Genomic DNA, 12,433 nt, shown 5'->3' with positions numbered 1-12,433 from the left:
CTATTTTATCTTCAAAGGCTTGGCCTGGATAGGTAACGGTAATTTTCTTGATTTAAATTTACCTTTATTCATCAATAAATGATCTGGAACGCCCAAACTATCGACAACAGGTTTAGGTTCTGGCTCTACTTTACTTACTTTTGGTTTATTTTTTTGAATGTTAAGCACGTTAAAAATTATTGCCGTTTTAGCATATATATCATTGTATCTCTCTAAGAACAACATCCTTTCTGCCCGATTAATGGTGTAGGTTTCGTTTATAGAGACCGAATCAATTGCCCGATCTTTAATTGCAAGTTGTACCTTAATTGCCTTAGCATTGATTAACGAATCGGTTTTTTGAATTGCCGACATTTCATTTTTAAGTTTTGCAGAAATAGACTTGTACATCACAGCCATTAATTCGGGATGATCATAGTAGTAATCCATGCTCCTAGCATAAACAGCAGAATCTATTTCAAATTTTTTGTAAATTCCATTGTAATACGTCGAGCCAACTTTTTTTGCAGAATCAACATTCGGAACCGTAGATATAAACCCATCCGCAATGTGAATATCATATAAAACTTTTTCCATTTTATCAGGACGGATAATAGCCGAAGGAACACCAGGTTTGCAACCAAACCATAGTCCTGCAAGTATCAAAATCCATATTATTCTCTTCATTCGTAATTAAAATATTATTTTTTGCCCCATATTACAACAAGGTTATTAATTTTACCAAAAATAGTTATAAATGAGCATAGCTGATAATCTAAAAAAATATAAAACTGAAGTTGAGCCTTTGGGGCTAAAGTTAATTACGGTTTCGAAAACTCAACCGATAGAATCTTTAATGGAAGCCTACAATGCCGGCCAGCGTATTTTTGGCGAAAACCAAGTACAGGAAATGGTAGATAAGCACGAAAAACTACCTAAGGATATTGAATGGCATTTAATTGGACACTTACAAACCAACAAGGTAAAATACATTGCGCCGTTTGTAAAGCTTATTCACAGTGTTGATAGTTTAAAACTTTTGCAAGAAATTAATAAACAAGCTTTAAAAAATGAACGGGTTATAGATTGTTTGTTACAGGTTTATATTGCAGATGAAGATACTAAGTTTGGTTTGGGTTTTGATGAAATAATCGAGCTTCTCCGTTCAGAAGAGTTTGAATTATTAAAAAACATTAAAATTGTAGGTTTAATGGGTATTGCAACGAATACGCAAAACGAAAAACAAATAAAAGTCGAATTTAATGAGCTTAAAATCTTTTTTGAGGGAATTAAACTTAGCTTTTTTAGAAAAGATGAAGCTTTTAAAGAAATATCATCGGGCATGAGTGCCGATTATAAAATTGCAATAGAAGAAGGAAGTACCATGGTTCGGATTGGAAGTAGTATTTTTGGCAAAAGAACGAAGAGCAAAGAGTAGGAACGTCAAAGAGAGATTAAGGCGCAAGGATAGTCGTCTTTCGTCCATCGTTTTTCGACAAATGAGCAACGACCAACCAAAAAACTAATAATCATTAACAAATGAATTTAAATATAAGAGTAGCTACCGCGGATGATTGCCCTAGATTATTAGTGTTAATACACGAATTGGCTGAATACGAACGTGCACCACAAGAAGTAACGGTAACTCTCGACGAATTTATTGATGCTGGTTTCGGTATTAACCCCATTTGGAAAGCCTTTGTTGCCGAATTGGACGAGAAAATTGTCGGTTTTGCGCTGTTTTATACCCGATATTCTACATGGAAAGGCAACCGACTTTATTTAGAAGATTTTATAGTAACAGAAGAATGCCGAGGAACAGGCATTGGTAAAATCCTTTTTGAAAAGGTGATAGACGAATCAAGATCAGGAAACTATAATGGCATGGTTTGGCAGGTTTTAGACTGGAACGAGCCTGCGATAAATTTTTACAACAAATATAATGCACATTTAGAAAGTGGCTGGTTAAACGCTGGTTTTTCTAAAGAACAGGTTAATCAATTTTAATAATGGATATTTTTAAGTTTGGAGGTGCATCTGTAAAAGATGCTGATGGCGTTAAAAACTTGGCCAACATCGTTCGCGATTATAAAAAAGACGAACTCTTAATCGTTATTTCTGCAATGGGCAAAATTACAAATAAGCTCGAAGAACTTACAGAAGCATATTTATCGCACAAAGAAAATACACATGAAATTTTCGACGAGATTAAAAACTTTCACTTTAATATTATAGAAAACCTTTTTGGCGAAAAAAGCCAAAAAATTTACGATGATGTTGCCAATACTTTTGTAGAGATTGATTGGTTAATTGAAGAAGTACCAGATCAAAATCCCGACTATATCTACGATCAAATTGTATCAATCGGCGAAGTTGTGTCAACAAAAATTGTTGCAGCCTGGCTTAATGAAGTTGGTAACAAAACCTTGTGGGCAGACGCTAGAAACTATATTCAAACGGATAATACTTATCGCGAGGGAAAAGTAGATTGGGAAAAAACGCAACAAATAATCGCAAGAGATTTATTGCCATTAATGCGTGAAAATATAATTGTTACACAGGGTTTTATTGGTAACACCAGCGAAAATTACACCACTACTTTAGGCAGAGAAGGATCAGATTATTCGGCTGCTATATTTGCTTCGTGCTTAAATGCAAACGCTTTAACCATTTGGAAAGATGTACCCGGGGTTTTAAATGCCGATCCGAAATGGTTTGATGAAACCGAGAAAATCGAACAATTATCTTACCATGATGCAATTGAGTTAACATACTATGGTGCAACTGTAATTCATCCAAAAACAATTAAACCACTTCAAAATAAGAATATACCTTTATATGTGCGTTCATTCTTGCAACCCGAGGGTAGCGGAACAGCAATAACAAAAGATAGTAATCCAATACCTATCCCATCGTTTATTTTTAAAGTTAACCAAGCGCTAATTTCTATTCTACCGAAAGATTATTCGTTTATTATTGAGGAAAATTTGAGTTTTATTTTCGAACTATTCCATAAACATAAAATCAAAATAAACACCATGCTAAATTCTGCAATTAGCTTTTCGGTAAGTGTTGATGATGACCCAATAAAGCTCGAAAAATTAATTGCCGATTTGGACGATGAATTTAACATTAAATACAATAAAAACTTAGAACTGGTAACCATTAGATATTATAATCAAAAAACTATAGATCGGGTAACGGTTAATAAGGATATTTTACTAGAGGTTAAAAGTCGCCATACTTGCCAAATTGTAATGAAGAATAAACCGCTAAACACCTAATCTACAGCGCACAAAATTTTGGCATGAATAAAAACATTTTAGATAAAGCGATACAAAAATACATCAACGAAAACTTAAATACTGATGTAAGCCACATTGCTTTATCTAAAAGTCCGTTCGGGGATATTACTCCAGCCGAACTGGCAAACCAAATTGGCGCAAAAAAAAAATCTGAAAAAAAGTTGCCGACTTGGTTTAATACGCCAAATATTTATTATCCTTCTACCCTATCAATTGAGCAAACTTCTTCTGAAATTACAGCAAATTACAAGTCTAAATTAGCCATAGGAAACAGTTTAATTGATATTACCGGCGGATTCGGCATTGATGCGTATTATTTTGCTAAACAAATAAACGAAGTAACACACTGCGAAATAAACACCGAATTAGCTGCAATAACCGCACATAATGCAAACATTTTAGGAAGTCAAAATATCGCTTTTTTTGCTGGAGATGGATTAGCATTTATAAAAAATAGTTCCGTTTTTTACGATACCATTTACGTAGATCCAGCCAGGAGAGCAGAAAAAGGAAAAGTTTTTATGCTTAAAGACTGTACGCCAGATGTGGTAAGCAATTTGGATTTTTTACTTACAAAATGTAAAAGAATTATTATTAAAACGGCTCCATTGCTCGATATTACGGCTGGATTATTAGCACTTGAAAATGTAAGTGAAATTCATATTGTAAGTATAAAAAATGAGTGTAAAGAATTACTTTGGATCATTGACAAAGATTATGTTGGAGAACTGAAAATAACGGCATCAACTTTAAATAACGAAGATAAAAGCTTTAGTTTTACAAAACGCGAAAGCCAAGTAAACACACAATTTGCGACTGAAATTAAGGTTAATGATTATTTGTATGAACCTGATGTAGCACTTTTAAAATCGGGCGCTTTTGATTTAATCGGCCAGCGCTATAATTTATTAAAACTTCATCCACAAACCCAGCTTTATAGCTCATCTGATTTTAACGCCTACTTTCCCGGTAGGATTTATAAAATCGAAGAAATTTTAAGCGCCCGAGATTTAAAGCGTGCAGAAAATTTAATCGGAAATGTTGTTGTCAGAAATTATCCAGCGAAAGCTGAAGACTTAGTAAAAAAGTATAAAATAAAGCCAGATAAGGAAGCATTTTTAATTTTTACTAAGGTGGCAAATGATGAAAACATTGTGATAAAAGGAAGAATTTGCCAATATTATTAGGGATGATTTCTAACTAAGATAATTTTGTTTGGAGTTTAAATTCAAAGAAGTCAAGTTTTAAAAACTTGACTTCTTTAGTAACTTTGCTGAACTTAGTGAGCTAACAAAAAATATTTGTTCATCCAATATCGTAGATTATTAATAGTCAACATCCAAAGAAGTCAAGTTTTAAAAACTTGACTTCTTTAGTTACTTTGCTAATATCTCTTCCCTGCCAATCCTTACTTCGCAAAAAAGCCCTTCAAAATTAATTTGAAAGGCCTATTAGGTGGGAAAACCTAAAAAAAATTACTTATTTGGTTGAGGGGTCATACGAAGATATGGTTTGATAATTTTATGCCCTTTAGGGAATTTTTCTGGAATATCTTCCGTTTTAATATTACCGCCAACCACTACATCTTCTCCATCTTGCCAATCTGCAGGCGTTGCCACGCTATAATCTGCTGTCAATTGCAATGAATCAATTACGCGTAAAACTTCATTAAAATTACGACCTGTAGAAGCAGGATAAGTAATAATCAGTTTCACTTTTTTATCGGGACTAATAACAAACAATGAGCGTACAGTTAACGTTGCAGAAGCATTTGGATGAATCATATCATACAAACCAGAAACAACGCGATCTGGATCAGCAATAATTGGAAACTCAACTGTTGTATTTTGTGTTTCATTAATATCATTAATCCAACCCAAATGTGATTCTGCAGAATCTACACTTAAAGCCAAAACTTTAACATTTCTTTTATCAAATTCGCCTTTTAAAGCAGCTGTTCTACCTAATTCGGTTGTGCAAACAGGGGTATAATCTGCTGGATGCGAAAAAAGAACTCCCCAACTATCGCCTAAATAATCATAAAAATCAATTTTACCGATAGAAGTATCTGCTTGAAAGTTTGGGGCATCATCGCCTAATCTTAAACTCATAATATTATGTTTTTAAATTTATGTTGTAAACAAATTTAAGCAATAGTATATAAAACACATAGATTTAATGTAAAATTAAAATCATATAATAAACAAAAAACCTCGCAGTATTTAGTTGCGAGGTTTTATTATTTTATCTGCTTTGCTAAAGTTTAATCGTGATAAACTTTTATCATAAATACATAGTTCTGCAATTTTTGAATTTGTTGCGTACGCTTTAAGCCAGCCAACATACTTTTTTTATTCGCTGTTATTTTTTTACCAAGAGAATCTTGAGGAATTGCGCGCATCGCATCTAAAATGTATTTAGATTTTATTGCGAATGCAGCACCTTCAACTTTCGTTTCTTTACCACTTATAATCCCAACCAGATTACCATTATTATCCAATAAAGGGCCCCCACTATTGCCTGGATTTACCGGTATAGATATTTGATACTGCGTTGTATCTCCGCTAAAACCATTTTTAGAACTGATATAACCATCTCCTAAAACCGCATCATCTTTTGGATAACCCAAGGTATAAACATTTTCTCCAATATCAGTTGTACTACTTTTTATCGTATATGGTAAAGAAGCTAACGATGTGAAATTTGGATCGCTTATTTTAAGTATTGCAATATCGTTCTGAGAATCGGTATAAACGGTTTTAACTTTAAACGAATCTCCTTTACTATTTTGAATATAAATAGAATCGGCTTTGTTTATAACATGCAGGTTTGTTAAAATATAACCATTCGCAGATATCGCAAATCCAGTACCGCCAAAATTAGTTGGAGAAACCTTTGTAGGTACTTTTACATTATTCGATTTAATATTTCTGATTAGATTACTTTGCGATTTTTCGATATTATCTACTTTTTTACCCAACTGCAAATAGCGATCTACTTGCTGACTAGTATGTTGAATGGAATAAATTGAAACTAGAGAAAGTACGATAAATGAAGCAGCGACTGCAATAAGCGATTTGTTTTTGCGCCATATTTGCACAATTTTAGATGAATGTGGCCTTAATGATGACGCCAAGGTTTCTACATCTATCTCGTTATGAATGTGGTTAAGCTTTTCTTTTAAATTTGATTGTGCAGCATAAGACTCAATAAATTGCATGAAAAATTTATGTGAAACCACTTTATGGTCTATCGCAGCATCATTAAGACGAAGCTTTTCAAATGCTTCGATTTCTTGTGCACTAAGTTTACCTAAAAGATAATCTTCAATAATTGCATCTAACTCTAAATCGTTCCTCATTTCAATTATTATGGTTGAAAAAATATTTTCTTTAATCTTTGCAGGCACTTATACTTTTGAGTTTTGGCGTTATCGGTATTGGTGTAGCCAAACTTTTCACAAATATCCTGCATTGATAAACTGTGAATATAAAAATCTTGAATAATCGTTTTACAAGGCTCGCCTAAGTGATCGAGTGCAGTTTGCATCTTTACAAATTGCAAATCTTTTTCTTGATGCTCTTCTACATCCTCCTCCACAACAAAAACATCCTCATAATCGGTTATATTGCCTGCTTTTTTACTGTTATGGGCTAATTTTTTAAGCCAAATACGCCTGCAAACCGAATATATATACGTCTTAAGCTTACTACTTAATTCAAAATCTCCGGCTTTAATTTTATTATATAATATAATGATACCTTCTTGATACACATCTTTTGCATCATCCTCATTACCATTATTATTGAGTATAAACTGCAACACCATTGCAAAATATGCCTTATATAATTTATTAAGTACGTCTTCTGAGTTATTTAGAATACCTAAAACAACTTCTCTATCTGTTGGAAATGAACTGTTTAAACGCTTACTCACCAATTAATACTTTTTTTTGTAAATAGTAACCCAATATTAGACAAAAAATCTTTTTTTATATAATCAATTGGTTAATACATTTAACATGTAAAGGGTAACCCATTTAATGGAAATAAATATTTTTGATTTTTTTTAAAAAGGTTGGGTTACCTTTTGCAATTGTAGGTATTAAGTGTGTAAATTAATTAATTACTTTAAAAAAATTCAAACATGAAAAATGCATTTAAATTAGGTTTCTTAGCCTTAGCTTTATCTTTAACTTTCGCAGCTTGTAATTCAGAAAAAAAAGGTACTGGTAAAGATACTATCGGAACTGATACTACTGTAAAAGCTGATACTACTATCAAAGCTGATACTACAATGAAAGATACAGTTGTTAAAACTGATACTACTGTTGTTAAAAAATAATCTGTTTTAAACAGCGTTATAAAAAGCTTCGGAATTTTTTTCGAGGCTTTTTTTTTATTTAGTGGGTTACCTTTTTAACTCTTTGGTATTAATGGTGTAAATTAATTAATTAAAAAAAATTCAAACATGAAAAATGCATTCAAATTAGGTTTCTTAGCCTTAGCTTTATCTTTAACTTTCGCAGCTTGTAATTCAGAAAAAAAAGGTACTGGTAAAGATACTATCGGAACTGACACTACTGTAAAAGCTGATACTACTATCAAAGCTGATACTACAATGAAAGATACAGTTGTTAAAACTGATACAGTTGTTAAAACAAAATAATCTGTTTTTAAACAGCATTAAAAAAGGCCTTGAATTAATTTTCAAGGCCTTTTTTTATATTGATAATTTATTCTAATATTCCTTTTTTATTGCAAAGCACCTGTTAAAGCTTTAAAAAACAGCCTCAAGATAATATCAAAACAAAACTTTGAACTTATAAACTGTTAAATCCATCAATTATAGTAAATTTGCGAGCAAATATAATTTGCAAAATGAATTTAACATCGTTACAAGCCATTTCTCCTGTTGATGGCCGTTATAGAAAAACTACTGAGCCCTTATCGAACTATTTTTCAGAGCAAGCATTAATAAAATACCGTGTTTTTGTTGAAATTGAATATTTTATCGCGCTTTGCGAGATTAATTTACCTGGCTTAGAAAATTTTGACAAAAAATTATACAGCGAGCTTCGTAAAATACACGAAAACTTTACTGAGGCAGATGCTCTTGAGATAAAAGAAACTGAGAAGATTACCAATCATGATGTTAAAGCAGTTGAATATTTTATCAAAAATAAATTCGACAGCTTAGCATTACATCATTATAAAGAATTTATTCACTTCGGATTAACTTCTCAAGACATAAATAATACGGCTATACCTTATTCCATCAAACTAGCACTTAACGAAAGTTACTATCCAGCCATATCATCTTTAATAGAAAAAATAAATACGCTTGCTACCGATTGGAAAGACATTCCGATGCTGGCGTTTACGCACGGTCAACCTGCATCTCCTACAAAACTAGGTAAAGAGTTTTTAGTTTTTGCTGAGCGATTAAGCATTCAGTTAAATGCATTGAAGCAAATACCGAACAGCGCTAAATTTGGTGGTGCCACCGGAAATTTTAATGCGCACCATATTGCGTATCCAGAAGTTAATTGGATAGATTTTTCAAACCAATTTGTGAACAGCACTTTGGGTTTAACGCGGGCTCAACATACTACGCAGATAGAACATTACGATCAATTTGCAGCACAATGTGATGCTTTGAAAAGAATCAATAATATCATTATAGATTTAGATAGAGATATTTGGACTTACATTTCTAAAAACTATTTTAAGCAGAAAATTAAAGCAGGCGAAATTGGCTCATCGGCTATGCCACATAAAGTAAACCCAATTGATTTTGAAAATGCTGAAGGAAACGCGGGCATTGCAAACGCTTTGTTCGAGTTTTTTGCTGCAAAACTTCCTATTTCTCGGTTACAACGAGATTTAACAGACTCTACGGTTTTAAGAAATGTTGGCGTGCCGTTGGCGCATACTTTAATTGCAATTAATTCTACTTTACGCGGCCTTAATAAAATTATTTTAAATGAAGATGCGTTACATGCAGATTTAGACGATAATTGGGCGGTAGTAGCTGAAGCCATTCAAACCATTTTACGCCGAGAAAATTATCCTAATCCTTATGAAGCTTTAAAGGAATTGACGAGAACTAATTCTAAAATTAACGAAGCCAGCATTGCGCAGTTTATTACAGGCTTAGCTGTTTCTGATGATATTAAGCGTCAACTTCGAAATATTTCGCCGTTTAATTATACAGGGGTTTTCTAAGATAGAGCAAAGTAGAAGGAACAAAAAGCAAAGAGTAAGTAGTAAATAACAATGATAATAATATATTACTGAATTAGTCTTTGTTCTTTAATCCTTGCCTGTCCGGCAGGCAGGCTTGCTCCTTCTTTCTAATCATCGTTCCTATAAATGACCTAAAATAGACACCGACTTATCTTATTTAGAATTAGAATTAATTATTTTTGTAGTATAATATTAAAAGACGATGACCATTAACGTATATACAGAACAAACGCCAAATCCAGCAACCATGAAATTTATGGTAAATAAGCTGCTTATAAACGGCAGTGAGGATTACGCAACTAAAGAAAGTGCAGAAACTTCTCCATTTGCAAAGGAATTGTACAAGTTTAATTTCGTAAACGGTGTGTTTTTTGCGAGCAATTTTGTTACGATTACTAAAACCGAAGATGCAGATTGGGCTGATATTGAGGCTATTTTAAAAGAGTTTGTAAAAGGTGCGGTAGAATCTGAATTAAAAATTAAAGAAGAAACGAGTGATGAAGCGCCAAGTTTTGAAGGCACAGAACTCGAGATAAAAATTCAGCAGATTTTGCACGATTACGTTCGCCCCGCGGTTGAGCAAGACGGTGGTGCAATTACCTATAAATCTTTTGATGAAGGTGTGGTTACGGTTGAACTTAGAGGTTCTTGCAGTGGTTGCCCTTCTTCTACAATTACCTTAAAATCAGGTATCCAAAATTTATTACAAAGAATGGTTCCTGAGGTTAAAGAAGTTGTTTCAGAATCTTTGTAACTTATTTTTCTTAATTGATAAAAACAAAAAAGGCTTGCTAATTTAGCAGGCCTTTTTTGTTAGTAACGTTTAACTTGGGTGTTTTTAAAAAATGAAACATCAATATTATTTTACCGAAAATGGATCGTTTTCCTTTTAGTATGATTAATTTTTGAAATGCTTGTTAATTGATTCGAACAACGCTTGTGTGAGCAAACCATTGGTTGCAACGATTTCCTTTTTAGCTAAATAATCCTTTTGACCATTAAAATCGAAAACTTCACCTCCTGCCTGTTCAACAATAAAGCAACCGGCCGCAATATCCCAAGGTTGGATGGTGTATTCGAAATAAGCATCAAACCGTCCACAAGCTAAATATGCTAAATCTACCGCAGCCGCACCAATTCTTCTTATTCCATGGCATTTTTTCATTAAATCGCTTAACAAATTCAAATATTCTGGTTGTTTGTCAAATTCATAAAATGGAAAACCGGTGGCTAATAAACTAGATTTGTAGTCGGGGTTTACCGATACATGAATTTCTTTTCTATTTAAAAATGCAGGTCCGCCTTTGTACGAATAAAACATTTCGCCCCTATTAATTTCGTAAACTACACCAATTACAGGCTTGCCCTCTTCATAAAGTGCAACGCTAATTGCGAAAGTTGGAATACCGTGAATAAAATTTGTTGTACCATCTAACGGATCAATAATCCAAGTATAAGTTTTCCCTTTTTTAGTAGATGTTTTCTCTTCTGTTAAAAACCCTGCATCTGGCAATAACTTTTCTAAGTTTAAAACCAGCTTTTCCTCGGCAGTTTTATCAACATAAGACACCATATCATTAAGTCCCTTGTATTCAATTTTATCCAAATCGAACTGCAAAGCTTCTTTTCTGATAAAATTTGCGGTGAGTCTAACAATTGATATTACTTTATTGCATAAAAGTTCGTAATCCATATTCACCTCATTTAGTAAACCAATTAGTAAAAGGTTTAGGCTAATTTATTTTTGTTTCTTAAAGCATAAGCCGAGAGTGCTATACCTCCAATAACTAAAAAGGTAGAAATCATTTCTGCTTGAGTGAAAGATAACCCGAATACATGGTATTTTGAGTTTACGCGAATCAATTCTATACAAAAGCGTTCAATACCGTTCAAAATCATGTAAATGCCAAACATTAAACCCGGAGCTTTTATTTTATCTCTTATTTTCCAAAGAAAAGCAAATAAAATTAAGCAAATAATTACTTCGTATAACGGTGTTGGATAAACGGAAGGAATGAGTTCATGGCAGAATTTACCCACACAACCAGGAATAGGCTGACCTTCATTAACCACATTATTTGGATAGCTGTAAGACCATAGCCAATCTGGCAACCAAGTAAAAGGTTTAGGGTGTAAATTTGGAATTCCCCAATCGCCATCTCCCGCCATGTGGCAACCAATACGGCCAACTGCATAAGCCAACATCATTCCTGGGCCACCAACATCAAGCATGTGGAGGATTTTTATACCATTCTTTCTGGCTATGTAAAGCACTGCTGCGCCACCACAAATCAAACCTCCGTAAAAGGTTAATCCACTAAAAGAAAGTAAACGTTCTATCGGATGTTGAACAAAATCATCCCAATATTCTAAATTGTCGAAAAATTTTGCGCCTAAAAAACCCCAAATTGCTGCCCAAACAATTAAATTACTCATTAATTGGTAAGGATGAACAGTAACTTCAATATCTTTAGGCTTAGCTAATTTGTGTTTGTCTTTCTCTTTATAATCCCAATAGGCAAATAAAGCAGCCAATATTATACCGCCAAATATATTCCCTTTAGTGGACATTAAAACCTGTTGTGCATCACTTACAAAAAGGGAGTAGTTTAGTAAAGCATATAAAATTTTATAGCCAATTATGAAACCAAATAATCCGTTTAAAATTAATTCGGTTGTAGTTGCAGGGTTGCCTATTGTTACCTTTTTCTTTATTGCATGGAGAATACCTAAAGCCTCTTTCCGCTTAAGTTCTTCAGAAAAAGCCCAATAACCCGCCACAAAAGCTAAAGCTACAAACACTCCGAATGTATTAAAAGGCAAAGGCAAATCGATGCCTAAAAGATATTTTAAAAAATGCGATACGGTAGGAAACATAAAATCTATTTGATGCGAATATAG

At 33.2% G+C, this 12,433-nt stretch carries 14 protein-coding genes; 8 read left to right on the top strand and 6 right to left on the bottom strand.

Annotation, left to right across the window (positions count from 1 at the left end):
- Nucleotides 1–666, bottom strand: coding sequence for a DUF4296 domain-containing protein (locus EZJ43_RS06630; protein WP_133261898.1), 666 nt, complete (start codon nt 664–666; stop codon nt 1–3).
- Between the two features lie 70 nt (nt 667–736).
- Between EZJ43_RS06630 and EZJ43_RS06625 the strand changes: the two genes are divergently transcribed.
- The 4 genes from EZJ43_RS06625 to EZJ43_RS06610 all read left to right on the top strand — a co-directional run bounded on the left by EZJ43_RS06625 (nt 737) and on the right by EZJ43_RS06610 (nt 4,471).
- Nucleotides 737–1,417 (top strand): YggS family pyridoxal phosphate-dependent enzyme, encoded by a 681-nt coding sequence (locus EZJ43_RS06625; protein ID WP_133261897.1) that lies wholly within the window; start codon nt 737–739, stop codon nt 1,415–1,417.
- A gap of 101 nt (nt 1,418–1,518) precedes the next feature.
- Nucleotides 1,519–1,986, top strand: coding sequence for a GNAT family N-acetyltransferase (locus EZJ43_RS06620; RefSeq protein WP_133261896.1), 468 nt, complete (start codon nt 1,519–1,521; stop codon nt 1,984–1,986).
- A gap of 2 nt (nt 1,987–1,988) precedes the next feature.
- Nucleotides 1,989–3,263, top strand: a complete 1,275-nt coding sequence (locus EZJ43_RS06615; RefSeq protein ID WP_133261895.1) for an aspartate kinase — start codon at nt 1,989–1,991, stop codon at nt 3,261–3,263.
- A gap of 23 nt (nt 3,264–3,286) precedes the next feature.
- Nucleotides 3,287–4,471 carry a class I SAM-dependent methyltransferase gene (locus EZJ43_RS06610; RefSeq protein WP_133261894.1) on the top strand — a complete coding sequence of 395 codons (1,185 nt, stop codon included), beginning with the start codon at nt 3,287–3,289 and terminating at the stop codon, nt 4,469–4,471.
- A 288-nt stretch (nt 4,472–4,759) separates the two neighbouring features.
- Here the strand turns inward: EZJ43_RS06610 and EZJ43_RS06605 are convergent, their stop codons facing one another.
- The 3 genes from EZJ43_RS06605 to EZJ43_RS06595 form a co-directional block, all read right to left on the bottom strand.
- On the bottom strand, nt 4,760–5,395 hold the full coding sequence (locus EZJ43_RS06605) for a peroxiredoxin (RefSeq protein WP_133261893.1): 636 nt from the start codon (nt 5,393–5,395) through the stop codon (nt 4,760–4,762).
- A gap of 152 nt (nt 5,396–5,547) precedes the next feature.
- A complete protein-coding gene (locus EZJ43_RS06600) occupies nt 5,548–6,645 on the bottom strand; it encodes a S1C family serine protease (protein WP_133261892.1) in 1,098 nt (365 codons plus the stop codon).
- Between the two features lie 8 nt (nt 6,646–6,653).
- The gene (locus EZJ43_RS06595) at nt 6,654–7,220 is read right to left on the bottom strand and encodes an RNA polymerase sigma factor (RefSeq protein ID WP_133261891.1); all 567 of its coding nucleotides are present in this window, start codon (nt 7,218–7,220) and stop codon (nt 6,654–6,656) included.
- A gap of 210 nt (nt 7,221–7,430) precedes the next feature.
- Between EZJ43_RS06595 and EZJ43_RS06590 the strand changes: the two genes are divergently transcribed.
- From EZJ43_RS06590 to EZJ43_RS06575, 4 genes are all read left to right on the top strand, one after another.
- Entirely contained in the window at nt 7,431–7,628 is a 198-nt protein-coding gene (locus tag EZJ43_RS06590; protein WP_133261890.1) for a hypothetical protein, read from the top strand.
- 126 nt (nt 7,629–7,754) lie between these two features.
- Complete coding sequence (locus EZJ43_RS06585; RefSeq protein WP_133261889.1) at nt 7,755–7,952, top strand: hypothetical protein; 198 nt, start codon at nt 7,755–7,757, stop codon at nt 7,950–7,952.
- Nucleotides 7,953–8,164: 212 nt separating this feature from the next.
- Nucleotides 8,165–9,511, top strand: coding sequence for an adenylosuccinate lyase (purB, locus tag EZJ43_RS06580; protein WP_133261888.1), 1,347 nt, complete (start codon nt 8,165–8,167; stop codon nt 9,509–9,511).
- Between the two features lie 223 nt (nt 9,512–9,734).
- Nucleotides 9,735–10,286: a NifU family protein gene (locus EZJ43_RS06575; protein WP_133261887.1), complete on the top strand. Its 552-nt coding sequence runs from the start codon at nt 9,735–9,737 to the stop codon at nt 10,284–10,286.
- Nucleotides 10,287–10,430: 144 nt separating this feature from the next.
- On the opposite strand, the gene EZJ43_RS06570 is transcribed toward EZJ43_RS06575, so the two are convergent.
- Together EZJ43_RS06570 and EZJ43_RS06565 are read right to left on the bottom strand one after the other, a co-directional pair.
- Complete coding sequence (locus EZJ43_RS06570) at nt 10,431–11,225, bottom strand: inositol monophosphatase family protein (protein WP_133261886.1); 795 nt, start codon at nt 11,223–11,225, stop codon at nt 10,431–10,433.
- Between the two features lie 35 nt (nt 11,226–11,260).
- Entirely contained in the window at nt 11,261–12,409 is a 1,149-nt protein-coding gene (locus EZJ43_RS06565) for a prolipoprotein diacylglyceryl transferase (protein WP_133261885.1), read from the bottom strand.
- Nucleotides 12,410–12,433: the final 24 nt, after the last annotated feature.

The sequence above is a fragment of the Pedobacter changchengzhani genome, assembly GCF_004354365.1.
GTDB lineage: Bacteria > Bacteroidota > Bacteroidia > Sphingobacteriales > Sphingobacteriaceae > Pedobacter > Pedobacter changchengzhani.
This window is presented reverse-complemented; position numbering and strand designations above follow the sequence as displayed.

What these genes read in the sequence shown, in the direction of transcription:
- EZJ43_RS06630 (WP_133261898.1), bottom strand. Translation starts at nt 666, where the DNA reads ATGAAGAGAATAATATGGATTTTGATACTTGCAGGACTATGGTTTGGT.
- EZJ43_RS06625 (WP_133261897.1), top strand. Translation starts at nt 737, where the DNA reads ATGAGCATAGCTGATAATCTAAAAAAATATAAAACTGAAGTTGAGCCT.
- EZJ43_RS06620 (WP_133261896.1), top strand. Translation starts at nt 1,519, where the DNA reads ATGAATTTAAATATAAGAGTAGCTACCGCGGATGATTGCCCTAGATTA.
- EZJ43_RS06615 (WP_133261895.1), top strand. Translation starts at nt 1,989, where the DNA reads ATGGATATTTTTAAGTTTGGAGGTGCATCTGTAAAAGATGCTGATGGC.
- EZJ43_RS06610 (WP_133261894.1), top strand. Translation starts at nt 3,287, where the DNA reads ATGAATAAAAACATTTTAGATAAAGCGATACAAAAATACATCAACGAA.
- EZJ43_RS06605 (WP_133261893.1), bottom strand. Translation starts at nt 5,395, where the DNA reads ATGAGTTTAAGATTAGGCGATGATGCCCCAAACTTTCAAGCAGATACT.
- EZJ43_RS06600 (WP_133261892.1), bottom strand. Translation starts at nt 6,645, where the DNA reads ATGAGGAACGATTTAGAGTTAGATGCAATTATTGAAGATTATCTTTTA.
- EZJ43_RS06590 (WP_133261890.1), top strand. Translation starts at nt 7,431, where the DNA reads ATGAAAAATGCATTTAAATTAGGTTTCTTAGCCTTAGCTTTATCTTTA.
- EZJ43_RS06585 (WP_133261889.1), top strand. Translation starts at nt 7,755, where the DNA reads ATGAAAAATGCATTCAAATTAGGTTTCTTAGCCTTAGCTTTATCTTTA.
- purB (WP_133261888.1), top strand. Translation starts at nt 8,165, where the DNA reads ATGAATTTAACATCGTTACAAGCCATTTCTCCTGTTGATGGCCGTTAT.
- EZJ43_RS06575 (WP_133261887.1), top strand. Translation starts at nt 9,735, where the DNA reads ATGACCATTAACGTATATACAGAACAAACGCCAAATCCAGCAACCATG.
- EZJ43_RS06570 (WP_133261886.1), bottom strand. Translation starts at nt 11,225, where the DNA reads ATGGATTACGAACTTTTATGCAATAAAGTAATATCAATTGTTAGACTC.
- EZJ43_RS06565 (WP_133261885.1), bottom strand. Translation starts at nt 12,409, where the DNA reads ATGTTTCCTACCGTATCGCATTTTTTAAAATATCTTTTAGGCATCGAT.